The 25086-nt window shown below is 67.9% G+C and carries 23 protein-coding genes and 2 tRNA genes; 4 read left to right on the top strand and 21 right to left on the bottom strand.

The annotated features are described in order from the left end of the window. Nucleotides 1-67: 67 nt before the first annotated feature. From pgaD to AC5JLE_RS16580, 10 genes are all read right to left on the bottom strand, one after another. Nucleotides 68-538, bottom strand: coding sequence for a poly-beta-1,6-N-acetyl-D-glucosamine biosynthesis protein PgaD (gene pgaD / locus AC5JLE_RS16625; RefSeq protein ID WP_014647778.1), 471 nt, complete (start codon nt 536-538; stop codon nt 68-70). Continuing rightward, complete coding sequence (pgaC, locus tag AC5JLE_RS16620; protein WP_496065500.1) at nt 535-1785, bottom strand: poly-beta-1,6-N-acetyl-D-glucosamine synthase; 1251 nt, start codon at nt 1783-1785, stop codon at nt 535-537. Before pgaC ends, pgaD begins: the two co-directional genes overlap by 4 nt. Before the next feature lie 7 nt (nt 1786-1792). After that, nucleotides 1793-3679 carry a poly-beta-1,6-N-acetyl-D-glucosamine N-deacetylase PgaB gene (gene pgaB / locus AC5JLE_RS16615; RefSeq protein ID WP_496065493.1) on the bottom strand — a complete coding sequence of 629 codons (1887 nt, stop codon included), beginning with the start codon at nt 3677-3679 and terminating at the stop codon, nt 1793-1795. Between the two features lies 1 nt (nt 3680). After that, a complete protein-coding gene (gene pgaA / locus AC5JLE_RS16610; RefSeq protein ID WP_423172662.1) occupies nt 3681-5708 on the bottom strand; it encodes a poly-beta-1,6 N-acetyl-D-glucosamine export porin PgaA in 2028 nt (675 codons plus the stop codon). Nucleotides 5709-6050: 342 nt separating this feature from the next. Continuing rightward, entirely contained in the window at nt 6051-7256 is a 1206-nt protein-coding gene (locus AC5JLE_RS16605) for a CynX/NimT family MFS transporter (RefSeq protein ID WP_014647774.1), read from the bottom strand. A 221-nt stretch (nt 7257-7477) separates the two neighbouring features. Further along, nucleotides 7478-7554, bottom strand: a tRNA-Pro gene (locus tag AC5JLE_RS16600). Nucleotides 7555-7694: 140 nt separating this feature from the next. Further along, nucleotides 7695-7771 (bottom strand) — tRNA-Pro (locus tag AC5JLE_RS16595). A gap of 55 nt (nt 7772-7826) precedes the next feature. Continuing rightward, the gene (gene cydX, locus AC5JLE_RS16590; protein WP_005410354.1) at nt 7827-7943 is read right to left on the bottom strand and encodes a cytochrome bd-I oxidase subunit CydX; all 117 of its coding nucleotides are present in this window, start codon (nt 7941-7943) and stop codon (nt 7827-7829) included. Nucleotides 7944-8001: 58 nt separating this feature from the next. Beyond that, on the bottom strand, nt 8002-9153 hold the full coding sequence (gene cydB / locus AC5JLE_RS16585) for a cytochrome d ubiquinol oxidase subunit II (protein ID WP_014647773.1): 1152 nt from the start codon (nt 9151-9153) through the stop codon (nt 8002-8004). 15 nt (nt 9154-9168) lie between these two features. After that, entirely contained in the window at nt 9169-10758 is a 1590-nt protein-coding gene (locus AC5JLE_RS16580) for a cytochrome ubiquinol oxidase subunit I (protein ID WP_005410352.1), read from the bottom strand. A 228-nt stretch (nt 10759-10986) separates the two neighbouring features. On the opposite strand from AC5JLE_RS16580, the gene cydD reads away from it, so the two are divergent. Then, on the top strand, nt 10987-12732 hold the full coding sequence (cydD, locus tag AC5JLE_RS16575; RefSeq protein WP_496065492.1) for a thiol reductant ABC exporter subunit CydD: 1746 nt from the start codon (nt 10987-10989) through the stop codon (nt 12730-12732). Beyond that, nucleotides 12729-14408, top strand: coding sequence for a thiol reductant ABC exporter subunit CydC (gene cydC / locus AC5JLE_RS16570; RefSeq protein WP_496065491.1), 1680 nt, complete (start codon nt 12729-12731; stop codon nt 14406-14408). The genes cydD and cydC overlap by 4 nt, the downstream gene beginning before the upstream one ends. 112 nt (nt 14409-14520) lie before the next feature. On the opposite strand, the gene AC5JLE_RS16565 is transcribed toward cydC, so the two are convergent. The 11 genes from AC5JLE_RS16565 to ccmA form a co-directional block, all read right to left on the bottom strand. Beyond that, on the bottom strand, nt 14521-14865 hold the full coding sequence (locus tag AC5JLE_RS16565; protein ID WP_014647770.1) for a DUF1294 domain-containing protein: 345 nt from the start codon (nt 14863-14865) through the stop codon (nt 14521-14523). Further along, entirely contained in the window at nt 14866-15978 is a 1113-nt protein-coding gene (gene metX, locus AC5JLE_RS16560) for a homoserine O-acetyltransferase MetX (protein WP_032958152.1), read from the bottom strand. A 150-nt stretch (nt 15979-16128) separates the two neighbouring features. Further along, on the bottom strand, nt 16129-17118 hold the full coding sequence (locus AC5JLE_RS16555; protein WP_496065490.1) for a tetratricopeptide repeat protein: 990 nt from the start codon (nt 17116-17118) through the stop codon (nt 16129-16131). Continuing rightward, nucleotides 17112-17561, bottom strand: a complete 450-nt coding sequence (locus AC5JLE_RS16550) for a cytochrome c-type biogenesis protein (RefSeq protein WP_049405998.1) — start codon at nt 17559-17561, stop codon at nt 17112-17114. The genes AC5JLE_RS16555 and AC5JLE_RS16550 overlap by 7 nt, the downstream gene beginning before the upstream one ends. Before the next feature lie 4 nt (nt 17562-17565). Then, entirely contained in the window at nt 17566-18183 is a 618-nt protein-coding gene (locus AC5JLE_RS16545; protein WP_014647766.1) for a DsbE family thiol:disulfide interchange protein, read from the bottom strand. 8 nt (nt 18184-18191) lie between these two features. Continuing rightward, nucleotides 18192-20111 carry a heme lyase CcmF/NrfE family subunit gene (locus AC5JLE_RS16540; RefSeq protein ID WP_496065489.1) on the bottom strand — a complete coding sequence of 640 codons (1920 nt, stop codon included), beginning with the start codon at nt 20109-20111 and terminating at the stop codon, nt 18192-18194. Next, nucleotides 20112-20573: a cytochrome c maturation protein CcmE gene (gene ccmE, locus AC5JLE_RS16535; RefSeq protein ID WP_014647764.1), complete on the bottom strand. Its 462-nt coding sequence runs from the start codon at nt 20571-20573 to the stop codon at nt 20112-20114. Beyond that, on the bottom strand, nt 20570-20758 hold the full coding sequence (gene ccmD, locus AC5JLE_RS16530) for a heme exporter protein CcmD (protein WP_005410342.1): 189 nt from the start codon (nt 20756-20758) through the stop codon (nt 20570-20572). Before ccmD ends, ccmE begins: the two co-directional genes overlap by 4 nt. Continuing rightward, a complete protein-coding gene (gene ccmC / locus AC5JLE_RS16525; RefSeq protein ID WP_496065488.1) occupies nt 20755-21525 on the bottom strand; it encodes a heme ABC transporter permease CcmC in 771 nt (256 codons plus the stop codon). The genes ccmD and ccmC overlap by 4 nt, the downstream gene beginning before the upstream one ends. A 43-nt stretch (nt 21526-21568) precedes the next feature. After that, the gene (ccmB, locus tag AC5JLE_RS16520) at nt 21569-22264 is read right to left on the bottom strand and encodes a heme exporter protein CcmB (protein WP_496065487.1); all 696 of its coding nucleotides are present in this window, start codon (nt 22262-22264) and stop codon (nt 21569-21571) included. Next, nucleotides 22261-23058, bottom strand: a complete 798-nt coding sequence (ccmA, locus tag AC5JLE_RS16515) for a heme ABC exporter ATP-binding protein CcmA (RefSeq protein WP_496065486.1) — start codon at nt 23056-23058, stop codon at nt 22261-22263. The genes ccmB and ccmA overlap by 4 nt, the downstream gene beginning before the upstream one ends. Before the next feature lie 11 nt (nt 23059-23069). Between ccmA and AC5JLE_RS16510 the strand changes: the two genes are divergently transcribed. Then, complete coding sequence (locus tag AC5JLE_RS16510) at nt 23070-24218, top strand: pyridoxal phosphate-dependent aminotransferase (RefSeq protein WP_496065485.1); 1149 nt, start codon at nt 23070-23072, stop codon at nt 24216-24218. A gap of 14 nt (nt 24219-24232) precedes the next feature. Continuing rightward, entirely contained in the window at nt 24233-25039 is an 807-nt protein-coding gene (locus tag AC5JLE_RS16505; RefSeq protein ID WP_496065484.1) for an amidohydrolase, read from the top strand. Nucleotides 25040-25086: the final 47 nt, after the last annotated feature.

The following is a 25086-nucleotide window of genomic DNA, read 5'->3' as shown; positions in this document are numbered from 1 at the left end:
CGCGGCAAACCCCGGTGCCGACCAAGGTCGGCACCCACCAGGCCCAAGCGCCGACCCAGGTCGGCAGCTACACCACCTCGCGGCGGATGCCGACCGGCCGTGCGTGATCATCCATGTGCAGCGTGGCGGCCTTGCAGCCCATCAGGCGTTCGGCCAGCCCGGTGCTGGCGCCCAGATCGGCGGCCACTTCGTTGAGGCTGGCCAGGGGCCGCGGCAGGCGGCGTTCGCGGCCACGGAAGCGGGCGCGGTTGTACTCGGCCCAGGCGATCAGCAGCACGCTGGCGCACAGCAGCATCAATGGCAGCGCGACCAGCACGTACGGGTCGAACTGGTTCTGCCGTTCGTAGAGCTGCCGCCAGGCCAGCTGGCCACCGATCAACCACGAGAGCAGGGTCACCAGGGGGGCCCACAGATAGAAGTAGAAGCCCCAGAACGCCAGGGTGACGAAGCCCCAGGCCGTGCGCTGGAAGTGTGGCTGGCGATGCGGCTTGCGGATCATCCGCGAGTCGAAGCGGTTGGACGGGCGTTGCGCGTTCATCGGATCCCCCGGTCAGGGCTGGTCCAGGTGGCGCGCTTGCTGCGACGGCGCAGCAGCGTCTTGGGCAGCGCCACCAGGGTGGTGGAAAGGCTGATCAGCCAGTACGCCATCGGGTACCAGATGACCCAGAAGTAATTGCGTCCAATCTGTGTTTCGTAACGCCGGTCGATGATCAGGCTGCTGGCGAACTGCAGCAGGCAGACCAGCGCCAGGATCACGCCATGCCACTCCGGCAGCAGGCTGGCGATATGCAGCTGCGGCGGCAGCTCGATGAACTTGCCCAGTGCCCACAGCAGCACGATGAACAGCATCGTGTAGGCCCAGACCACGCTCAACACGTACTCCAGCAGCACGCCCCACATGCGCCGCTCTTTCCAGTGCAGCAGCGAGCGCGCGTGGCGCAGCATCACTTCCACGCCGCCCTGGGCCCAGCGCAGGCGCTGCCGCCAGAGGCCCTTGAGCGTCTCCGGCATCAGGATGAAGCACAGCGCATTGGCTTCGTAGCGGATGTCCCAGTGCGCGCGCTGCAGGCGCCAGCTGATGTCGATGTCCTCGGTCACCATGTCATCCGACCACCAGCCGACCTGGTGCAGGGCAGTGCGGCGGAAGCCGGCGATCACGCCGGAGATGGTGAAGATGCGGCCATACACGCGCTGTGCCCGCTTGATCATGCCGATGATCGAGGAGAATTCCGCCACCTGCAGGCGTCCGAGCAGGGTGGAGCGGTTGCGGATGCGCGGGTTGCCGGTGACCGCACCGACCCGGTTGCCACTGACCAGGTGCCAGACCATCCAGTGCAGTGCATGCTCTTCCAGCATCGCATCGCCATCGATGCACACCAGGTACTCCGAGCGTGCGGCCAGTGCGCCCATGCGCAGCGCATTGGCCTTGCCCAGGTTGCGGTCCAGGTGCAGCACGCGAAGCCGTGGATGCCTTGCCGCCAGCGCATCCAGCCGTGCGCCGGTGTCATCGCTGCTGCCATCGTCGATGGCGATCACTTCGTAATCGGCGGGGTAGCGCTGGGCCAGCGCCGCAGTGAGCGTGTCGTCCAGGTTTTCTGCTTCGTTGTGGCAGGGCACCAGCAAGGTCGCGAAGGGAGGGGCGATCATCAAGGGCGGATCGTTGCGCGGACGTGAGTGACGCTCGCGCCGGAAGTAGTAGTACAGGCCACCGGACATCCAGAAGAACGCCATCACCATCGGGTAGTAGAAGGCGAACTGGAACAGGACCTGCAGCAGCGGATGCATGTCCACGTCACTTCTCCGGGTACGGGAAGTTGCCGGCGGACATTGCCGCGCGGGCATCGCGGGTGGAGGGCTGGTCGGCGATGAAGTCATCGGGGTACCAGGCGAAGTGGTGCACGCCCTGCGCCTGCAACTGGCGGATCTGCGCACGCAGGCGCCCGGCGGGAATCGGCTGCCCGCTGCGCCAATCGACGGTCTGCAGCTCGAACAGCGTGTGCTGAAGCTGCGGGTCGTGCGCGCGTACCGCGGCCAGCAACTGGTCGAGCCAGCGCTCGGGGTGCCTGCTGCCTTCCATCCACGGCATCGCCATCAGCGCCGTCTGGTCGTAGGCCTTGTTGAACAGGTCCAGGCGCTGCGCGAACCAGGCTTCGCTCTGCGGGCGGAGTACCGGCTCGGCATACAGGTTGCGCACCGTTGCCAGTTTCGGCCGCCAGCGCTGCGCGCTGTTGCGCAGGGCCAGGGTGAAGTCGATCAGTGCCTGGGTACGTGCGCTGCCATCTTCGCCGGCCGCCAGGGCGGGCAGCTCGGTGTCGCGCAGGTAGCCGTCGTCATGGAACAGCAGGCCTTCGAAGTAGGAATTGACCGCCAGGTCCTCGTAGATGTCGAGCATGATCTGCCTGGCCTTCGGGTTGGTGAAATCCAACCGGTACATGCCGTCGGCATCCCCATTGCGGATCGCCAGCACCTTGCGCTGCTCCGGGTCGGGCAGTTCGAAGCCGAGCACTGGCAACCACGCGTAGACCTTCACGCCCGCGCGGGATTTCAGCTGCCAGGCGACGCGGCTGAACAGGTCCGCCCGCATCGGCATGTGCCGGTTCGGGAAATACAGCGCATCGGCGGTGTTGTTGCCGTCCGGGTCGGCAAAGGCCTGCAGATAGACATGGGTCGGCGCGATGCGCTTGACCCGCTCGATCAATGCATCGAGATTGCGTGCCTGCTGCGCTGGATCCGGGTCATACATGTCATCCAGATCGATCTGCAGGGCGCGGATGCCATCGAGCGCCACGTCACGGCGCAGTTCGTAGGCCAGGCCTTCCACGGTCGGGTTGTTGCTCACCAGCAATCGTGCCAGCCCGTGCAGGTCGCTGGCCACTGGCGTGCTACGGCCTTCCAGGTCGAACGAAACCGGCATGCCCAGCTGCTCGGCGATGTCGTTGCTCAACTGGTTGTACGCGGCATATGGCCAGACGATGGCGCGCGGGCGCACGCCCAGGTGCTGCTGGATGCGCTGCACGCTGCGCGAAAGATCAGCGCGCAGGCGCTGCTCATACTGTGTCCCGCTCTCGTAGCTGCGCGTGGCCGGGGTGTAGATGCGGGTGACCACGGCGGGCGTGGAGTTTCCCTGCGGATTGGCAAGCACGCCGTGGTGCAGGTCGTCGGTATGGCTGGCCACTTCGATCAGGCCACTGTCGTGCATCTGCTTCAGCTGCGCCCAGGTCACGAAGTCATCATGGCCGAACGGGCGGTAGCCGTAGTCGATGGTGCGGCCCGGTGCCATGTCCACGTAATCGGTGATCACCGCCACCAGGGCCGGGTAGTGGTAGGCCTGCAGCAGCGGGAACGCCTTGTCGTAGACGCTGCGCAGGCCATCGTCGAAGGTCAGCAGCACCGGCTTGGGAGGCAGCGTGGCGCGGCCCTGCGAGGCCTCGATCAGCTGCGACAGCGAAACCGGGTGGTAGCCGTGCGCGCCCAGCCAGTCCAGGTGCGCGGCGAAGTTCTGCGTGCTCACCGCATAGGAATCGGCATCACCCTTGGCGGCCACCTTGTCGCGGATGTCGTGGTAGCTGAGGATCAGCAGGCCGTTGTCGATCGCATCAAGATGCAGGGGCTGCTGCGCGAACGCCGGTGGCACGCAGGCCAGCAGCAGGAGCACGATCAGTCGCAGGAAGCGGGCCATGTCAGTCTCCCCAGCGCAATGCGGCTTCGAAGCCGATATGGCGCTCGCGATGGCCGTCGTAGACCGGTCGTGACCACCGCACGCCATACTCGAACACGCGGCCAGGGCCCAGCTGCCACTCGTGCATGTAGGACACCGACGGCACCAACGCGCTGCCGAAGCCGTCCTGCCAGTAGTCGCCCAGCGAGACGGTCAGCCGGTGCCGGAAGTGGCGCTCGTAGTGCCGCCACAGCTGCTGGTCGATGCGCATGCCGATCTCGACCATGCGGTCGCGCTTCGGGTTGAAGTAGGGCGCATCATCGCGGCTGCCGCGACTGGTGTAGGCACTGGCCAGGCCATCGACCAGCCAGCGTGGGCGGGTCAGCAGGCGCTGTTGGACGCTGGTGCCGAACAGCTCGCGGTGGTTGCCGTCGTCATAGCGGAAGCGGCTCGCGCCGAACGTCCAGTGGGTGAGCTCGCTGCGCCGGTAGTCCACCTGTGCGCTCACACTGTCGGCGGTGATGCCGGCCGCGCGCGCCTGCATCGAGGCCTCCGGGTCATTGCGTGCGACCACCACGCCGGCGTGCCAGGAATCGTTGAACTGCCAGCCGACGCCGACGCGCAGGCCGGTGTCGCCGATGTGATCGTTGGCGCGCAGGACCGCCGCTTCCGCATCCAGCTGCCCGAAGCGGTAACGCACGCCCGCACCCAGCCACAGGGGATCGATGCGCTGGTCCTGGAAGTCGGTCACGCGACGGTCGGCGAGGGCGAACAACCGCCAGCGGTCATCAAGGACCGGCGTCTCCACGTCCACGCCGTAGTGGCGGTCGTTGTTGCCCAGGGGCGAAGTACCACCGCCCCCGGAGCTGCGGCCGATGTCGGTCCATGCCTTCAGCTGCCAGCCGCGATGCGCGCGCCAGGCCTGGTCCATGCGTTCGACTGCCGGCTGGGTGGGGTAGCGTGCGACCAGGTCATCGTGCAGCGGCCGCGCCAGGTCGTCGCGCTGCAGGGCGACATAGGCCTCTTCCATGCCCAGCCGCGGTTCGATGTCCCGCGGATCGAGCGCGTGTGCCATCTGCTGGCGCTGCAGCGCCCGGCGTGGCCAGCCGCGCATCATGTAGACGCTGCCCAGCGCACTCTGCAGCCCGCCGTTGCCGGGTGCGATCTCGACCATCGACTCCAGGTCGTGCTGCGCGGTGTGCAGGTCGCCGCTGTAGGCGCGCACCATCGCCAGGTTGAGATCGGCCTCGTAGCGCGACCAGTTCGCGTACGGCGACTTGCCGTTGCTCCAGCGCCACGCCGGCTCCTTGTCGCGCCATGCCTGCAGCAGGTCGATGGCCTTTTCCTGCTGCTCGCTTTCCAGGTAGGCGTAAGCAAGTTCCGAATGCGAGGCGTCGCGCGTCGGGTCGCCAGCGACGGCCGCCTGCAGCACCGGGATGGCTTCTTCCGGGTGCAGGGTGCCCATCAACGAATCGCCCACTGCGGGCAGCACGTAGTCGGGCAGGGTGTGGCCTTCGGCCTGCAGTGCCCGCGCTTCCTCGCGGACCTGTGCATGGCGGCCCAGCCGGTTGAGCAGGATCAGCCGGTCCATGCGGATCCGCAGTGGTGCCTGCGAGGACGGGGTGCCTTCGCCGCCGAGGTAGCGCTGCATGCGGGCCAGGGTCGATTCGGCTTCTTCCAGGCGGCTGTCCTCGCTGCTGCTGTAGGCCAGGCTCCAGACCACCAGCTTGGCCAGGTAGTCGCCTTCCAGGCGCTGTTTCTGCGCAGCGTCGAACAGTTGCGGGCGCTGCTGGTACAGCTCCCACGCACGCCAGGCGTTGCCGATGTCGCCCAGCGTCAATACGCGCAGCTTGAACAGCAGGTCGTCGTTGGGTTGCTGCTGGCTGGCGCGCTCGATCGTGCCCAGGGCGTCCAGCCAACGCGCCTGGTCTCGATAGCGGCCGATCTCGGCCAACGCTGCTTCGCGGTCGGGCGGGGCAGCGCTGCTGGCCCAGGCCAGGGCGGTGCAGGCGAGGCCGACGCAGAGCGCCAGCCGGCGGTGGACAACCATTGGGGACCCCCTTGGCTTCCGAACCAGACAACCTGAAAAATGTGACGCACATCACATGCCAGCTTTTGGCGTGGCCGTGGCCCGCGTCACTCCCTTCGTGCATTCCCGCCCAGCGAAGACGGATACAACCCGGACAGCGACCTGCGATGTCTTGTCTGAAACGAAAGTCCCCCGCACACCGAGTGGTGGCCCGGGCGGCGCTGCCGCCCCCATGCCCGATGCCGGCACGCGGCAAGGATGGGCATTCGTGGGCACTATCCGCCCGGAATTGTCAGCCCGGCGTCAAAATGCGCAGACGGGCTGACGAATGGTAGGTGGGCCCGGTTGCGGGCCCCACGTGGCTTACCAGAGATCTTCCAGCTTGCGCGGCTTGCAGGCCACCCACGAGGCGCACAGCATCAGGGCGGCGCAGCCGAACAGGAAGCTGAACGGGAGGGTCCAGCCGTCGCTGACCGTGTGCAGCCAGCCGACCAGGAACGGGCCCAGGCAGCTGAAGCTGTAGCCCACGCCCTGCATGAAGCCGGACAGCGCCGCCGAGCCGGTCGGGGTGCGGGTGCGCAGGTTGATCAGGGTCAGTGCCAGCGGGAAGGTGGATGGGCCGACGCCGAGCAGGCAGGCCCACAGCAGTGGGGCCTTCATCGGTGCCAGCAGCAGGCCGGTGAAGGCGATCACGAACGAGAAAAAGCCGATCAGCACCAGCGGGAACGGGTTCTGCATGCGCACCGCCATCGACGGAATGACCAGCGATGGCAGCAGGCCCAGCGCCGAGAACACGGCGACCATCACGCCACCGAACGCGGGCGTGCCACCGGCCTCGACCACGATGCGCGGCAGCCAGGTGAACATCGAGTAGGTCATCAGCGAGGTCATGCCGAACATCAGCGTCATGCTCCAGCCCAGTGACGTGCGCCAGACCTTGCCATGCGGCTGCGCGGTCGGATCGGACACGTTGGACTGCGGCTTCGGCGCGCGCGTGGCCAGCACCAGCCACGGCAGTGCGGCAGCCAGCGCCAGCAGCGCCCACATGCCCAGCGACACGCGCCAGCCTGCGGCGTTGGCCACCGGCACCGCCAGCAGTGCCGGCAGCATCGTGCCCAGCTGCAGCACGCTGATGTAGAGCGTGCTCATGGTGCCGACCTTGTTGGCGAAATAGCGCTTCACCAGCGGCGGCACCACCACGTTGCCGATGCCCATGCCGGCCAGTGCCACCACCGAACCCAACAGCAGCGTGCCGACGTTGCCGGCGCTGGAACGCAGCAGCAGGCCGGCCATCGCCATCACCATCGCCAGCAGCGTGGTGCGCTCCAGCCCGAGGCGCCGCGCCAGTGCCGGCGTGGCCACGCCGAACAGTGCGAACGACGCGGTCGGCAGCATGCCCAGCACGCCGGTCATGGTGGTACCGAAACCGAACTGCTGGCCGAGCACGTCCAGCAGCGGAGTGATCGAGGTGACCGCGGTGCGCAGGTTGATCGCTGCCAGCAGGATCGCGGCGAATGCGAGGACGCGGCCGTGCAGCAGCGACGGCGAATCGGAAGGGGAGGAACTCATCGGTGGTCCTTGCAGGTGTCGCACGCCGGGGCAATGGCATGCAGCGCCGGCATCGGTCTACGCCGAAGCGGCAGGTGGGGGAGGGGCTGCTGGCGGGCCGGCAGCGCGGCCATTGTACGTGCGGGCTCCGGCAAGGTCCCGTCATGCGGGCGGCCAGGTGCCTGATACAAAAAAACCCGGAGGACAGTGATGTCTTCCAGGCTTCTTGGTGACCACCGAAGTGGTCGGGGAGACAGGATTCGAACCTGCGACCTCTACGTCCCGAACGTAGCGCTCTACCAGACTGAGCTACACCCCGAAGGGAGCCGCCTATTCTAGCGATTCACCCCGATGGCGGCAAGGGGTGAATGCTGTTTTCTTCACACTGCCGAAGCAGTGCCACTTCAGGGAACAAAAAAGCCTGGACGACTTCACCAGGCTTCAATGCGACCACCGAAGTGGTCGGGGAGACAGGATTCGAACCTGCGACCTCTACGTCCCGAACGTAGCGCTCTACCAGACTGAGCTACACCCCGAAGGAGCCGCCTAAGATACCGTGTGAAGGCCAAGGCGGCAAGGTTTTTTTACAGCTCAGCGACGATTTTCTTTCTCGATGCGGTTCTGCTCGCGGGCTTCGAACCACATGCCGTTGAGGATGGCCACCGTCGAGGCGAGGCCGGCACCGAGAATCCAGGCGAAATACCACATGATCAGTCTCCTTCATTCCGGGTAGGTGCCGACCGTTGGTCGGCACACGTGCAAGCAATCAATACGCGTTCGGGTTGTTGCCCATCTCTTCGGTGGTGGTCTTGCCCTTCAGCACGCGGTACACCCAGGTGGTGTAGGCGAGGATGATCGGCAGGAACACCGCCGTGGCCAGCAGCATGATCCACAGGGTCAGGTGGCTGGACGAGGCATCCCACACGGTCAGGCTGGAGGTGGGCTGGCTCGAGGACGGCAGCAGGAACGGGAAGATGGCGAAGCCGACGGTCAGGATGATGCCGGCGATGGCCGCACCGGAGGCGATGAAGGCCAGGCCGCCGCGGCGGGCACGCAGCAGCACCGCACTGGCCAGCAGGCCGGCCAGGCCGAGCAGCGGGGCCAGGATCGTGGCCGGCATCGTGCTGTAGTTGCGCATCCAGCCACCGGCGGCGCCGAGTTCGGCGGTCTTCAGCAGCGGATTGGTGGCGCCGTCGGTGACCACCTGCGAGGTGATCTGGTAACCCGGCAGGCCGAAGGCCACCCAGGCGCCGCCCACCGCAAAGAGCACGAAAGCGATGATCGCGGCGATGCTGCCGAAGCGGGCCGCACGCTCGGCCACCGGGCCGTCGGTCTTCAGCACCAGCATGGCGGCACCGTGGGCGACCAGCATCGACACGCTGAGCAGGCCGGCCAGCAGTGCGAAGGGCATCAGCAGGCCGAAGAACGAGCCGGTGTAGAAGATGCGCATGCTGTCATCGAAGTGGAACGGCACGCCCAGCACCACGTTGCCCACCGCCACGCCCATGATCAGCGCCGGTATGAAGCCACCGATGAACAGCGCCCAGTCCCAGGTGTTGCGCCAGCGCTCGCTGGGCATCTTGCTGCGGAACTTGAAGCCGACCGGACGCAGGATCAGGGCGAACAGGATCACGAACATCGCCAGGTAGAACCCGGAGAAGCTGACCGCGTAGAGCGGCGGCCAGGCGGCGAAGATCGCGCCGCCGCCCAGGATCAGCCACACCTGGTTGCCTTCCCAGACCGGACCAATGGTATTGATCACCAGCCGGCGCTCAGCGTCGTTGCGGGCGACGAAGGGCAGCAGGGTGCCCACGCCCAGGTCGAAACCATCCATCACGGCGAAACCGATCAGCAGGATGCCGAGCAGCAGCCACCAGATCACGCGCAGCGTGGTGTAGTCCAGAAGAATGAAATCCATCTTGGTTCTCCTGCCTCAGGCCTGGCCGGCGGCCGGCGCCGAGGCATTGTGGGAAGCATGCGGCTGGGGCGACTGCAGCGACGGCAGCACCTCGTCCGGACCCTTGCGGATCGCCTTGAGCATCAGCTTGATCTCGACCACGATCAGCGCGGTGTAGATGGCAGTGAAGCCGGCCAGGGTCAGCACGATTTCATGCAGGGCCAGGCCCGACGCCGCATAGAAGGTCGGCAGCACGCCATCGACCGCCCACGGCTGGCGACCATACTCGGCCACGAACCAGCCGCACTCGATCGCGATCCACGGTGCCGGCAGCGTCCACAGGGCCAGCTTGAGGAACCAGCGCTTGTCCTGGAAGTTGTTGCGGCACGAGTAGTAGAAGGCCAGCGCGAAGAAGGCGATCAGGTAGAAGCCCAGGCCGGCCATCACGCGGAAGGTCCAGAACAACGGCATCACGCGCGGCACCGTGTCCATCGCCGCCTGCGAGATCTCCTGCGGGGTGGCGTTGAGGATGTCATCGCGATAGCGCTTGAGCAGCAGGCCGTGGCCCAGGTCCTGCCAGTGGCGGTCGAACATCTCGCGCGCTTCAACGTCGTTCTTGTTGGCGCGCAGGCGTTCCAATGCACCGTAGGCCAGCTGGCCGCCACGCACGCGGTGTTCGGCGCGCTCGACCAGTTCCAGGATGCCGGGAATCGGCTGGTTCAACGAGCGGGTGGCGATCAGGCCCATCAGGTAGGGGATCTTCACCGCGTAGTCGTTCTGGTGAGTCTCCTGGTTGGGGATGCCGAAGGCGGTGAAGTCGGCCGGCGCTCGCTCGGTCTCCCACATCGCCTCGATCGCGGCCAGCTTCATCTTCTGGTGTTCGCTGGCGGCGTAACCGCTCTCGTCACCCAGCACGACCACCGACAGCGATGACAGCAGGCCGAACGCCGCGGCCACCGCAAACGAACGACGGGCCAGGTCCTTGTGCTTGTTGCGCAGCAGGAACAGGGCGCTGATCGCCATCACGAACACCGCACCGGTCACGTAGCCGGCGCTGACGGTGTGCACGAACTTGGCCTGCGCCACCGGGTTGAACACCACCGCCATGAAGTCGACCACTTCCATGCGCATGGTTTCCGGGTTGAACACCGCACCGGTCGGGTTCTGCATCCAGCCATTGGCCACCAGGATCCAGATCGCCGACAGGTTGGTCCCCAGCGCCATCAGCCAGGTCACCATCAGGTGCTTGACCTTGCTCAGGCGGTTCCAGCCGAAGAAGAACAGGCCGACGAAGGTCGCTTCCAGGAAGAACGCCATCAGGCCTTCGATCGCCAGTGGCGCACCGAAGATGTCACCCACGTAGTGGCTGTAGTAGGACCAGTTCATGCCGAACTGGAATTCCATGACGATGCCGGTGGCAACGCCCATGGCGAAGTTGATGCCGAACAGGACGCCCCAGAACAGGGTCATCCTGCGCCAGATCTCCTTGCCGGTCATCACGTACACGCTCTCCATGATGGCCACCATGAAGGACAGGCCGAGGGTGAGCGGTACGAATAGGAAGTGGTACATCGCGGTCAGCGCGAATTGCAGCCGCGACAGTTCTACGACTGTCTGATCAATCATGGCCTGGCTACCTCGTTGGATAGTGCCGTTGCAGGTGGCGGGAAGGGTGGTCTACGACGTGAATGATGTGACCGACTACTTCAAACAGCCTTGATCCAGATCAATGTATGAACAGGTGCCCCGGTTGATCGTATGCCAACCTGATGAAGACTGCGACCGCCGGCCGCAGGGGCGGGCTATTGCCTGCGCCTACAATGCCGTGTCTCCCCCGTTGCCCGTGAAGACCTCTTGAGCGCTGCCGAAACGACCCCTGACGGCCTGTCCCCGGAAGCTGAAACCGCCCGCCAGCGGCGTGTGCGCACGGCCTGGCTGGCCGACCTGGCACGCTCCGCCCGGGGCCGCCGGCGCCTGGCCGCGCTGTGCATCAGCCTGTCCGGCGCGCTGTTGATCGGCCAGGCTGCCGCCATCGCCTGGCTGGTGCAGCAGGTGCTGGTGGAGCGCGTGCCGCTGGCCTCTGGCCTGCCGGTGCTGGCGGGATTGGCGGTGATCCTGGTGCTGCGCACCCTGCTGGGCAGCGCCACCCAGGCCGCCGCCGGTGACGTGGCCGACGCCGCCCGGCTGGCACTGCGCGAACGCGTGTTCGCGCGCCTGCTGGGCCAGGGCCCGCTCTGGCTGCGGCAGCGCCGCACCGGTGAACTGGGCGAACTGATGCTGCATCACGGTGATGCGATCGAGAGCTATTACAGCGGCTTCCTGCCGGTGCGCACCGAAGTGGTGGTGGTGCCGCTGCTGATCCTGGCCGCTGTCGCCTGGGTGGACTGGGTGGTGGCGCTGATCCTGCTGTTCACCGCGCCGCTGGTGCCGTTCTTCATGATGCTGGTGGGCTGGGGCGCTGAAGCCGCCGGGCGCGCGCAGCTGGGCGAACTGGCGCGCATGAGCGGCCATTTCGCCGACCGCATCAAGGGCCTGGGCCTGCTGCGCCTGTATGGCCGCGGCGAAGCCGAACTGGCCGGCATCGAGGCCGCCGCCGAAGGCGTGCGCGTGCGCACCCTGAAGGTGCTGCGCATCGCCTTCCTGTCGTCCACCGTGCTGGAATTCTTCGCCTCGGTGAGCGTGGCGATGGTGGCGCTGTACCTGGGCCTGAGCTATCTGGGCATGATGTCGCTGCATGCAGCGGTGCCGACGCTGGGTGCGGGCCTGTTCTGCCTGCTGCTGGCGCCGGAGTTCTATGCGCCGCTGCGACGGCTGGCTGCGCACTACCATGATCGCGCCAATGCACTGGCCGCCGCCGCCGAAGTGGAGCGCCTGCTGCAGTCGCTGCCGGACGAGCAGGGCCTGATCGAGAACGAGGTTGCGCCGCTGGCGGTGGAGCCGGCCGAGGCCGCCTTGCCGCCACTGCAGGCGCAAGGACTGGTACTGCGCCCGTTGGGTGCGCCGCAGGATGTGCTGCGGGATCTGGACCTGCTGCTGGAGCCGGGCCAGCGCCTGGCCCTGGTCGGTCCCAGCGGGTCCGGCAAAAGCACGCTGCTGGAGGCGCTGGCCGGTTGGTTGCCGCCGCGTGCCGGCAAGCTGCAGCTGCGCCCCGGCGTGCAGGTGGCCTATGCCAGCCAGCGACCGTACCTGTTCCATGGCAGCATCGCCGACAATCTGCGCCTGGCCGATCCCGCAGCCAGCGATGCGCGCCTGCGCGCGGTGGCCGAGGCTTCGCAGGTCCTGCAGTTTGCCCAGCGCCTGCCGCAGGGGCTGGACACGGTGATCGGCGAACGCGGCTTCGGCCTGTCCGGTGGTGAAGCCCGCCGCATTGGCCTGGCCCGCCTGCTGCTGCGCGACCCGCAGGTGCTGCTGCTGGACGAACCCACCGCGTTCCTCGATGCCGATACCGAGGCGGCGCTGCTGCGCAGCCTGGCCGCGTATGCGCGCGGGCGCAGCGTAGTGGTCGCCACCCACAGCCCGGCGGTGATCGCCTGGGCCGATCGTTGCCTGCTGTTGCCGGAAGGCCGCCTGGTCGAGCCGGCACAGGCGGTGCGCGCATGAGCCGTTCGCCTGATTCGCTGCGCGCGGTATTCCTGCGCCACCGGCCGCGCCTGTTGCTGACCCTGCTGCTGCTGTGGACCACGATGCTGGCCGGCACAGCGCTGCTGGGCCTGTCCGGTGGTTTCCTCACGGCGGCCGCGCTGGCCGGTGCGGCCGGCCTCGGCCAGGGCTTCAACTTCTTCTCACCCTCGGCCGGCATCCGTGGCCTGACCATGGCGCGCATCGTGTCGCGCTACTTCGAAAAGCTGGTCGGCCACGATGCCACGCTGCGCATCGCCCGCGACCTGCGCGTGTGGTTCTTCCGCCGCGCGCTGCCACTGGCGCCGGCACGATTGGGCGCCACGCGCACCGGCGAGCTGCTGGCGCGGCTGCTGGGGGACATCGGCGAAGTGGATGGGCTGCTGGTGCGTGCGATCGGGCCGCTGGTGGCGCTGGGCGCGCTGTCGCTGGTGGCGGTTGCCTCGGCAGCGCTGATCCTGCCCTCGGCGGCGGTACTGCTGGCGGTGCTGGCGCTGCTGATCGCCTTCGGCGTGCCGTGGCTGGGCGTGCGTGGCCATGACGACGAAGAGGCCGATCGTGCCGCGCACCGCGCGGCGTTGCGCACCGCTGCATTCGAAGGGCTGGAGGGGGCCGGTGACCTGGCTGCGCTGCATGCCGATGCAGCTTGGCAGCTGAAGGTACGCGTGGCCGCCAAGCAGCTGGCCTCGCGTGATCGTCGTCGGCGTTGGCGCCTGATCGCGGCCTCGACCCTGCACGGCCTGGTGGCGGGGCTGGGCCTGGTGGCGATGCTGGCGTTGGCCCTGCACGCCGCCGAACAGCAGCACATCGCGCCGGAAATGGCCGCGGGCCTCGTCTTCCTGACCGTGGCGCTGATCGAACTTTGGGCCGGCATGGGCCTGGCCTGGCAGTCGCTGCAGTCCGGGCGCATTGCTGCCGACCGCCTGCAGGCCATCGTCGAACAACCGCCGACGGTGGAGGATCCGCAGACGCCGCAGCCGGTACCCCAGGTGGCGCGCGTGCATTGGGATGATGTGCACTTCCAGTGGCCAGGTGCCGCGCGGCCGGTGTTGTCCGGCCTGCAGCTGACCCTGGCGCCGGGAGAACGCATCGCGATCCGTGGCGACAGCGGCAGTGGCAAGACCACGCTGTCCAGCCTGCTGCTGCGGTTGTGGGATCCGCAACAGGGGCGAATCACCTATGGCGGACGCGACCTGCGCGACGTCGCTCAGGCCGAGTGGCACCGCCAGCTGGCCTGGCTTCCGCAGAACGCACCGGTGTTTGCCGGTACCGTGGCCGAGAACCTGCGGCTGGGGGATCCCGACGCCCGTGATGCCGCGTTGTGGGCGGTCCTGCGTCGCGTGCGCCTGGGGGACTGGGCCGAGCGCAACGGTGGCCTGCAGGCCTGGGTGGGCGAGAACGGCGCGACGATGTCGGCCGGCCAGGCGCGGCGGTTGGCACTGGCGCGCGCGCTGCTGCGCAATGCGCCGATCCTGCTGCTGGACGAACCCACCGAAGGCCTGGACGTGGATACCGCACGTGCGCTGTTGCAGGACCTTTCCGGGTTGCTGGACGGGCGCAGCCTGCTGATGATCACCCACGACGACCTGCCCGAAGGCGTGGTCGATGCTCAGTACCGGTTGCGCAATGGGGTGTTGGAGCGCGAAGTGCTTCGGTAGATGCCGACCTTGGTCGGCACATCCACGCATGGCGTGGATCTACTGTAGAGCCGAGCCCATGCTCGGCTCCGGAAGCAAGCCAGCCGAGCATGGGCTCGGCTCTACAGGCCGGTCAATGGGAGAACTCGCGCAGCATCACCGCGATCGAGGCCACGTTGGCCAGCACGCACAGCCAGAACACCCACTGGAATGCGGCTTTGCGATGCTTGTGGCGGAACAGCGCCTGGCCCAGCAGCGCGCCGGGCCAGCCTCCGGCGAAGGCCAGCAGCTGCAGGGTGCGCTCGGGAATGCGCCATCGCTTTCGCTGCGCCGCGCGCTTGTCATGGCCATAGAGGCCGAACGACACCGCACTGGCCAGCAGGCACCAGCCACCCAGCCACAACGGCAGCACACCGCTGATCATCAAGGCGGTCAGCGCGCCGAAGGCGGCCAGCGCGAGGTTACGCCGCCACGCCACTTACAGCGCGTCGAGGAAGCCGCGCACGGCCGGGCCGAAACGCTCGAAATCGACGAGGAAGGCATCATGGCCCTGTGGCGATTCCAGGCCGATGAAGCGCGCATCGGCACCGCCGGCACGCAGGCCGTCGGCGACCTGTTGCTGCTGCTGCACCGGGAACAGGATGTCGGTGTTGGCGCCGATGGCTAGTGCCTTCTCCACCCGGATCTTCGCCAGCCCGGCCAGCACATCGCCGTCGGCGTACTCGGCCAGGTCGAACCAGTCCATCGAACGGCTCAGGTACAGATAGCAGTTGGGATCGAAGAAACGCACGAAGCGCCGTGCGTGGCCTTCCAGATAGCTTTCCACCTGGAATTCCAGCCCGAACGGATCGTCGTCGGCCTGGTCCGAATCCAGCCGCACGCGTCCGAAGCGGCCATCCCATTCCAGTGCCGAGCGGTAGGTGATCACGCCCAGCTTGCGCGCCATGCGCATGCCGGACTCGGGGTACTCGGCATCGTCGTAGTGGCCGCCATTCCAGCGCGGGTCGAGACGGATGGCCTCGCGCTGCAGCGAGCGGATCGCGATCGAGAACGGCAGCGCCTGCGCACTGCCGGAAATGTTGACGTGGCTGCGCGCGATGCCCGGGTGCAGCATCAGCACGGCCAGCGCGGTCATCCCGCCCATGGAATTGCCGACCACGCAGGCCAGCTGCGCGATGCCCAGCGCACGCACGACTTCGATCGCGGCGCGAGCGCCGTCTTCGATCGACAGCTCGGGGAAGTCCAGGCGGTAGGGCTCAGCGCTGGCCGGGTTGATCGAGGCGGGGCCGGTCGATCCCTTGCAGCTGCCCAGCGAATTCACGCAGACCACGAACCAGCGGCGGGTATCGATGGGTTTGCCGGGGCCAACCATCGCTTCCCACCAGCCCGGCGCAGGATTGGCCTCGTTGGCCGCCGCATGCGCATCCGGCGACAGGCCGGTCACGATCAGGATCGCATTGCCGGCGTCGGCGGCCAGCGTGCCCCAGGTCTCGTAAGCCACGCGTGCGCCATGCAGGGCGCCACCGCGCTTGAACGGGAACGGCGAGGGCAGGGCGTGGAAGCGGGTGCCGGGCGGGATGAATTCGGTCATGCAGTCATTCTAGCGGGGCCGCATGTGGAGCTGGCGACACGCTGGTTTCCATCGGCGATGCAGGTAGTGCCGGCCGCTGGCCGGCAACCTCATGAATCCTGATGCGCGTGTGTGGTTGCCGGCCAGCGGCCGGCACTACCGGGCGGAGCGTCAAGGGAACCGCAGTTCCACCACGCCTTCATGCGGCAGGCTTACCTTCACCGGAACGCTCTGCAGGTCGTCCTCGCTGCGGTTGGCGCTGCCGCTGCGCGAGATGCGTGCCACCACTTCCACTTCGCGATGGGCCGACAGCGGTGCGGTCGGCATCGGGCTGTCACCGTCGCCCAGCCCGACCGTGTCCGGGAATCCGCTCAGCGGCAGCTTGCGAGCGGCCACCGGCATCGGCGGGCCGCCGACGGCACGGGCCAGCACGAACACCTGGGTGCTGGCTGGCCACTCGGCGTTCTTCAGTGCCGGCAGCTGCACGCGCACCTGCAGCAGCGCCGGTGGCGCCGCAGCGCCAGCATCGGGCGCCCGGCCAGCGGCCTCGCGCGCGATGGCGATCTGTGCCTGCAGCGCCTGCGCGGCACCCGGCTCCAGTCGTGGCAGCAGGCCGCTCCACACATCCGCGGCCTCGGCGTTCTTTCCGCGCTGGCGCAGGGCGATGCCCAGCAGCCAGCTGGCGCGCTCGGCATCGGGAGCCTGTGCGCGCGCCTGCTGCAACCAGGCCATTGCGGTGTCATCGAACTGCTTGCCGGCATCAGCCTGCGCGCGCGCCTGCGCGGCTTCCACCAGCACGCCCGGATCATCCGGTGCCAATGCGGCGGCCCTCGCGAAGGCATCCGCCGCGGCTGCGGCGTTGCCCAGTTCGGCCTGCGACCGGCCCAGCAGCGCCCAGCCATCAGCCCGCTGCGGGTCTCGCTCCAGTGCGTCCTGCAGGGCCTGCACGCCATCGCGCAGGGAGGCTACCGACGGCGTCGGCTGTACCTGTGCTGCACGCGGATCACCGATCAGCAGGTACAGGCAGGCACCGGCCACGCCTAGCGCGAGCACGCCGACCACGAAACCGCGCCGACCGCGCTGGCGCAGTGGCCACAGCACCAGCGCCGCCATCAGCGCCGCGACCAGCCCGGCCAGCATCGGCAGCCAATGGTTCACCATTCGTCTCCTTCATCGGCCTTGCCGGCCGGCGCCGCGCCGACGGTGCGTCCACGTCGGCGGACGATGCCCAGCACCACCAGTGCACCGGCGCCGAGCACCAGCAGGGGGCCGCCCCACAGCAGCCAGGTGCCCGGCTGCAACGGTGGTTGATAGAGCACGAACTCACCGTAGCGCGCGACCAGGAACTGCTTGATCTGTGCGTCGTCGTGGCCCTGCTGCATCAGCTGCAGCACCTCGCGGCGCAGGTCCTGGGCGATCTGCGCGTTGGAATCGGCCAGCGACTGGTTCTGGCACTGCACGCAGCGCAGCTGTGCGGCCAGGTCATGGAAGCGGCGTTCCTCGGCGTCATCGCGGAACTGCAGCGGCTGCGGATCGTGCAGCGGCTGCTGGGCCAGCGCGGCCAGCGGCAGCGTCAGAAGCAGCAACGCCAGCAGCCAGCGCATGGGTTCAGGGCGCCGTATGCAGGGTGTTGCCGGCACTGCCCTGGGCCTTCTCGATCTTCTGCAGCGCCGGGATCAGCTTCTCGTCGACCACGCGCTGGGTCATCGCACCGCTGTACTTCCAGCGCACGATGCCGCTGCCATCGACCAGGAAGGTTTCCGGTGCGGCGGTCACGCCCCAGTCGATCGCGGTACGGCCCTCGACATCGCTGAGCACGACCATGAACGGGTTGCCCAGCTGTTCCAGCCAGTGCAACGCGTCGGTCGGGTCGTCCTTCCAGTTGTAGCCGATCACGCGCACACGCTTGCTTTCCGCGAAGCGGGTCAGCACCGGGTGTTCTTCGCGGCAGGCCGCGCACCAGCTGCCCCACACGTTCAGCAGGTAGGGCGCGCCGCGCAGGTCGTCGCTGTGCACGATCATTTCCGGGTCGTGCAGCACCGGCAGCGCGAATGCCGGCGCCGGTTTGTCGATCAGTGCCGACGGCAGTACGTCGCGCTGCGGATCGCCTGATTTCATCACCCCGTAGATCATCAGCCCGAGCAGGCCGAAGAAGAACAGCACGCCGATCACGATGGCTACCGGCGGCAGCGGGCGGGAGGGACGCGGGGTGGGGGACTCAGACATGGGAACTCCTACGGACGACGGAAACGGCGATCGGCGGCGGTGATGAATCCGCCCAGGGCCATCAACAGCGCGCCCAGCCAGATCCAGCGCACGTACGGTTTGATGTGCACCCGGACCGCCCATGCATTGTTGCCCAGCGGCTCGCCCAATGCCACGTAGACGTCACCATTGAAGCGTGCATCGATGCCGGCCTCGGTCATCACCTGGCCGCCGCTGGCGTACTGGCGCTTCTCCGGGTGCAGCAGGGCCAGCTCGCGGCCGTCGCGGAACACGCGCAGGTGGCCGCGGTCGGCGATGAAGTTGGGGCCTTCGCGATGGTCCACGCCTTCGAAGCGCACTTCGTTGCGACCGACCACCAGCTGCTGGCCCGGGGCCAGCGCCACTTCGCGCTGCACGTTCAAGGCTTCCACCAGCAGCGCGCCGGCCAGGAACACGGCGATGCCGGCGTGGGCAACGATCATGCCGAGCATTTCGGCGGTGAAGCGGCCGTTGCCGCGCAGTCGCTGCCAGACGAAGCGTGCGGTACCGAGTGCGACCCAGGCCGCAGCGGCCACGCCGATGCCGGCCTTCCAGCCGTTCTGCGGCGCCTGCCACCAGGCCAGCGCGCCCAGCAGCAGCGCCAGGCCCAGCCACGGTGCCAGCAGCGCGAAGGCGCGCGAGGGCTGGTCACGCTGCCATTTCACCAGTGGGCCGAACGGCAGCAGCAGGATCATTGGCGCCATCAGCAGCAGGAACAGGCTGCCGAAGTAGGGCGGGCCGACCGAGATCTTGCCCAGCGACAGCGCATCGGCCAGCAGCGGGTACAGCGTGCCGAGCAGTACCATCGCGCAGGCGGTGGCCAGCAGCAGGTTGTTGGCCAGCAGCAGGGTCTCGCGCGAGGTGGCGGTGAAGCCACGGCGTGGGTCCTCGGCGTCCACGCTCAGCTGGCTGGCACGCAGCGCGTACAGCAGCAGGCTGCCACCGACCAGCACCGACAGGAACACCAGGATGAACAAGCCGCGCGAGGGATCGGCGGCGAACGAATGCACGCTGGTCAGCACGCCGGAGCGCACCAGGAACGTGCCCAGCAGCGACAGCGCGAAGGCGGCGATCGCCAGCAGCAGGGTCCAGCTGCCGAAGGTGCCGCGCTTTTCAGTGACGGCCTGCGAATGGATCAATGCCGCACCGACCAGCCACGGCATGAAGCTGGCGTTCTCCACCGGGTCCCAGAACCACCAGCCGCCCCAGCCCAGCTCGTAATAGGCCCACCAGCTGCCCAGCGCGATGCCCAGGGTCAGGAAGCCCCAGGCGACGTTGGTCCATGGCCGCGTCCAGCGCAGCCAGCGTGCGTCCACGCGGCCTTCCAGCAGTGCGGCAACCGCGAAGGCGAACGGCACCGCGAAGCCGACATAGCCCAGGTACAGCATGGGCGGATGGATGATCAGCCCCGGGTCCTGCAGCAGCGGATTGAGGTCGCGGCCTTCCAGCGGTGCCGGGTTCAGGCGCAGGAACGGGTTGGAGGTGAAGATCAGGAAGGCGAGGAAGCCGACGCTGACCACGCCCATCACCGCCAGCACGCGCGCCTGCACCGGTGCCGGCAAGTGCCGCGAGAACAGCGCCACCGCGCCGGTCCACAGCGCCAGCACCAGCGCCCACATCAGCAGCGAGCCCTCGTGCGCGCCCCAGACCGCCGAGTAGCGGTAGACCATCGGCAGCAGCGAATTGGAGTTCTCGGCCACGTAGCGCACCGAGAAGTCCTGCTGCACGAACGCGGCGGTCAGTACCGCGAACGCGCCGGCGACCAGCAGCAGCTGCGCGAACGCGGCAGGTCGTGCCACCGCCATCCACGCCGTATTGTTGCGCTGCGCGCCCACCAGCGGCAGGCCGGCCTGCAGCAGCGAGGCCAGCAACGCGCACAGCAGCAGGATCTGACCCAGTTCGGGCAGCACTCAGCGCACCTCGGGTGCCGTCACCGGCACGTCGTGCTTGCGATGGGCGTCGCCCATCTTGTCGGCCACTTCCTTCGGTACGTACTTCTCATCGTGCTTGGCCAGCACCTCGTCGGCGACGAAGGTGCCGTCCTGCAGGCGGCCGCTGGCGACCACCGCCGTGCCTTCGGCGAACATGTCCGGCAGGATCCGCGACGTGGTCACCGCCAGCTGCGCGTCGCCGTCGGTCACCTCGAAGCGTGCCTCCAGCGAGCCGACCGGTCGGTTGAAGGAACCTTTCACCACCATGCCACCGAGGCGGAAGCGCGACTGTGCATCGACATCGCCGCGCAGCACTTCCGACGGCGTGTACAGGTAGGCGATGTTGCGCTCCAGTGCCATCGCCACCAGTGCGGTGGCCAGGCCGGAGGCGAGCAGGGCCAGCAGCACCCACACCAGGCGGCGGCGCTGTACCGGGGTCATCGTTCCAGCTCCGTCGACAACGGCGCCGCTGCGTCCTGCCTGCCGGCGCGGGTCTGCTGGCGCTGCTGGCGGGCCAGTGCCAGCCGGCGCGCCACGCGCAGGCGCAGCCACGAACCGATGGCATCGGCGCCGAGCACCAGCACGAACACCGCGTAGGCACCGATCACATAGGGCAGGTGGGTCATGGCTGGGCCTCCCGGGCCGGGCGTCCGGCATCGACGCGGCCGCCGACCCAGGCCTTGCCGGCCTCGCGGTCGAGATTGTCGGCGCGGGCCTTGGCCAGCACCGAACCGGCGAACCAGAACTTGGTGCCGATCACCATCCACCACAGCGGCGCGATCATCGCGCTGCTGATCGCCGATTCACCGAACACGCTGATCGACTGGCGCTGGTGCAGGCCGCCCCACCAGTCCACCGAGTAGCGGATCACCGGCAGCAGGCTGACACCGACAATGGCCAGCAGACCGGCCGCGCGCGCGGCGCTGCGGCGGTCTTCGATGGCGTGGTACAGGCCGATCACGCCCAGGTACAGGAACAGCAGCACCAGCTCGCTGGTCATGCGCGGGTCCCAGTCCCACCAGGTGCCCCAGGTGCCCTTGCCCCAGATGCTGCCGGTGAGCAGGGTGATCAGGGTGAAGCCTGCACCCATCGGCGCGCATGCCATGGCCAGGATCTCGCAGACCTTGATCCGCCAGATCAGTGCGATGGCCGCATACAGCGCCATCAGCGCGAAGACGAACAGGCTCATCCAGGCACTGGGCACGTGGATGTAGAGGATGCGGAAGCTGTCCAGCTGCTTGGCTTCCGGTGGCACCACCAGCAGCGCCTGCCACATGCCGACCAGCAGCACCGGCACCGCCGCGAGGTAGAACACCCGCGACCAGCGGGCAGCGAAACGGTCGAACGTGGGGGGCGAACCGAGTTGGTGGAACCAGCGGACAATCGGATTCATGCGTGGCGGCTATCCAGCAGGGGTGGATTGGCTCTCAGCTCGGTCAACTCAGAGAAATACGTATTGCAGCGGCAGTGGCCAGCGGCGCCAGCACCAGCGCGACCAGCAGGCCGGCGCCCAGCATCAGCAGCGCGCCGACTGGATCCTGTCCGCGTCCGGCTGCCGCCAGGCTGCCTGCACCGAATACCAGCACCGGCACGTACAGCGGCAACGACAGCAGCGCCACGAGAATACCAGAGCGTCGGATGCCTACGGTCAGCGCGGCGACCACGCCACCGATCAGGCTCAGCAACGGCGTGCCCAGCAGCAACGATGCCAGCAACATCGGCAGCTGGTCATGCGGCAGATGCAGCATTTCGGCCAGCAGCGGGCTGACCACGATCAGCGGCAGCGCAGTGGTGGCCCAATGCAGCAGCACGCGCACCAGCACCAGCCAGGCCAGCGGCACCGGCGCCAGCAGCCATTGTTCCAGCGAGCCATCCTCGGCGTCGGAGCGGAACAGCGAATCCAGCGACAGCTGTCCGGCCAGCAGCACGGCCAGCCACAGCACTGCACCGGCGGTGGCGGCCAACAGCTGTGGTTCGCGGCCCTGGGCCAGCGCGAACAGCACCGCCACCAGCACCGCGAACAGCAGCGGTTGCAGCGCATCGCCGCGGCGGCGCCAGAGCAGGCGCAGGTCGCGCTTGAGCAGGGCGCCTGCGGTCTGCCACAGGCCCGGTTCGGTGCCCGGCGCGATCACGCGGCACCGCCGAGGTCGAGCTGGCGGGTGCGCACCGGCGGTGCGGCATAGGCACCGTGGGTGGTGACCAGCGCAGCGCCACCGGCGCGCAGGTGCGCCGAAATCATCCGGTTGACCAGGGTGATGCCCTCCAGGTCGAGGTTGGCATAGGGTTCGTCCAGCAGCCACAACGGCGCCGGCGACAGCCAGATGCGCGCCAGTGCCAGCCGCCGCTTCTGTCCGGCCGACAGATGCCGTACCAGGGTGTCCTCATAACCGGCCAGGCCGACGATGGCCAGCGCGTTGCCGGGCATCTGCCGCGCACGCCGTCCGTGCAGGCCGCACAGGAAATGCAGGTTTTCCAGCGTGCCGAGGTCCGGTTTCAGCGCTGGCAGGTGGCTGAGGTAGGCGACATAGCGCGCGCGCTCGGCATTGCTGGCCGGCTTGCCGTCGATCCGCACCTGGCCGGCACCGGGCCGGGCCAGGCCGGCCAGCACGCGCAGCAGGGTGGTCTTGCCGGCGCCATTGCCGCCCTGCACCAGCAGGGCTTCGCCGGCGTCCACATGGAAGTCCAGCGGGCCGAACACCGGCTCGTCATTGCGGGAGAAGCTCAGGCCGCTGGCAGCCAGCAATGCAGGGGTGTTCAAGGGGCAAAGGTCTTCATGCCGGAGTGCAGCGGCAATTGTAGCGGTGAATTCACAGGGTAGTGCCGGCCGCTGGCCGGCAATTTCGCCATCTGCCAGCCGAGGTTGCCGGCCGCCGGCCGGCGCTACCGACGCGCGGATTGCGTAAACTCGGATCCCTTGTTCCCCCACAGCCCAGGCCGATGCAACCCACCACCAAGCTGCCCAAGGTCGGTACCACGATCTTCACCGTGATGTCCCAGCTCGCCGCCGAACACGGCGCGGTCAACCTGGGCCAGGGTTTCCCGGACTTTTCGGCGCCGCAGCGCCTGATCGACGAGACCGCCAGGGCGATGGCCGCCGGGCTGAACCAGTATCCGCCGATGACCGGCGTGGCGCCGCTGCGCCAGGCCATCGCACAGAAGGCGCTGGACTGCTACGGCGCGCAGGTCGATGCGGACAGCGAGATCACCGTCACCAGCGGTGGCACCGAGGCCATCTTCAACGCCATCCACGCCGTGGTGCGTGCCGGCGAGGAAGTGATCGTGCTGGACCCGGCGTATGACTGCTACGAACCGGCGATCGACCTGGCCGGTGCCAGGGCCGTACATGTGTCGCTCGATCCGCAGACGTTCGCGGTCGATTGGGACCGCGTGCGCGCGGCGATCACCCCGCGCACCCGCATGCTGATCGTCAACACCCCGCACAATCCGTCCGGCGCGATGCTGTCGGCGCAGGACATGCAGGCGCTGGTCGAACTGCTGCGCGGCACGCAGATCTACCTGATCTCCGATGAGGTGTACGAACACATCATCTACGACGGCCGTCGCCATGAATCGGCGCTGCGCTACCCGGAACTGCGCGAGCGCGCGTTCGTCATCTCCAGCTTCGGCAAGACCTACCACTGCACCGGCTGGAAGATCGGCTATGCGATCGCCCCGCCGGCGCTGACCGCCGAGTTCCGCAAGGTGCACCAGTACAACACCTTCACCAGCTTCGGCCCGGCGCAGCATGGCTTCGCCGCGATGATCCGCGATGAACCCGAACACCACCTGGAACTGGGCGCGTTCTACCAGGCCAAGCGCGACCGCTTCCGCGAGCAGCTGGCCGGCACCCGCCTGAAAGCGCTGCCGGTCCCGGGTGGCTACTTCCAGCTGGTCGACTATTCGGCGATCAGCGACCTGCCGGACCATGAGTTCGTGAAGTGGCTGACCATCGAGAAGGGCGTCACCGCCATTCCGCTGTCGCCGTTCTATGAGACTCCGCCGGCCGGCCAGCGCCTGGTGCGCCTGTGCTTTGCCAAGAACGAAGCGACCATGGACGCGGCGATCGAACGCCTGCGCCTTCTGTGAGCGGAGACACGGACATGCAGGACCTGCGCATTTCCCTCGTCCAGGGCGACACCCGCTGGCATGACCCGGCCGGCAACCGCGCCTACTACGGTGCGTTGCTGGCACCGCTGGCCGGCAGTACCGAGCTGGTGATCCTGCCGGAGACCTTCACCAGTGGCTTCTCCAACGACGCCATCGCCCAGGCCGAAGGCATGGACGGGCCGACCGTGGCCTGGGTGCGCGAACAGGCCAAGGTCTTGAACGCGGCAGTGATCGGCAGCGTGCAGCTGCGCGAGGGCAACGGCGTCTACAACCGCCTGCTGTTCGCAACGCCAGAGGGCGGCCTGCAGTACTACGACAAGCGCCACCTGTTCCGCTACGGCGGCGAGCACGAGCGCTATGCCGCCGGCCGTGAGCGCCTGAGCGTGGAATGGAAGGGCTGGCGGATCAATCCGCAGGTCTGCTACGACCTGCGCTTCCCGGTATTCTGCCGCAACCGCTACAACGTCGAACGCCCGCAGCAGCTGGATTTCGACCTGCAGATCTTCGTCGCCAACTGGCCGTCGGCGCGCGCCTATGCATGGAAGACCCTGCTGCGCGCGCGCGCGATCGAGAACCTGTGCTTCGTGGCGGCGGTGAACCGCGTTGGCGTGGACGGCAACCAGCTGCACTACGCCGGCGACAGCGCGGTGATCGACTTCCTCGGCCAGCCGCAGGTGGAGATCCGCGAACGCGAACAGGTGGTGACCACCACCATTTCGGCCGAAGCACTGGCTGCACATCGCGCGCGTTTCCCTGCGATGCTCGATGCTGATGCCTTCCATCTGGACGAGCAGGCCTGAAACAGCACGACGGCGGCTGAATGCCTGCCACGCAGCGCGCGCGCCTG

The sequence above is a fragment of the Stenotrophomonas sp. genome, from assembly GCF_059505245.1.
Note: the sequence above shows the minus strand (reverse complement) of the source record. Positions and strands in the feature narration are given on the sequence as shown.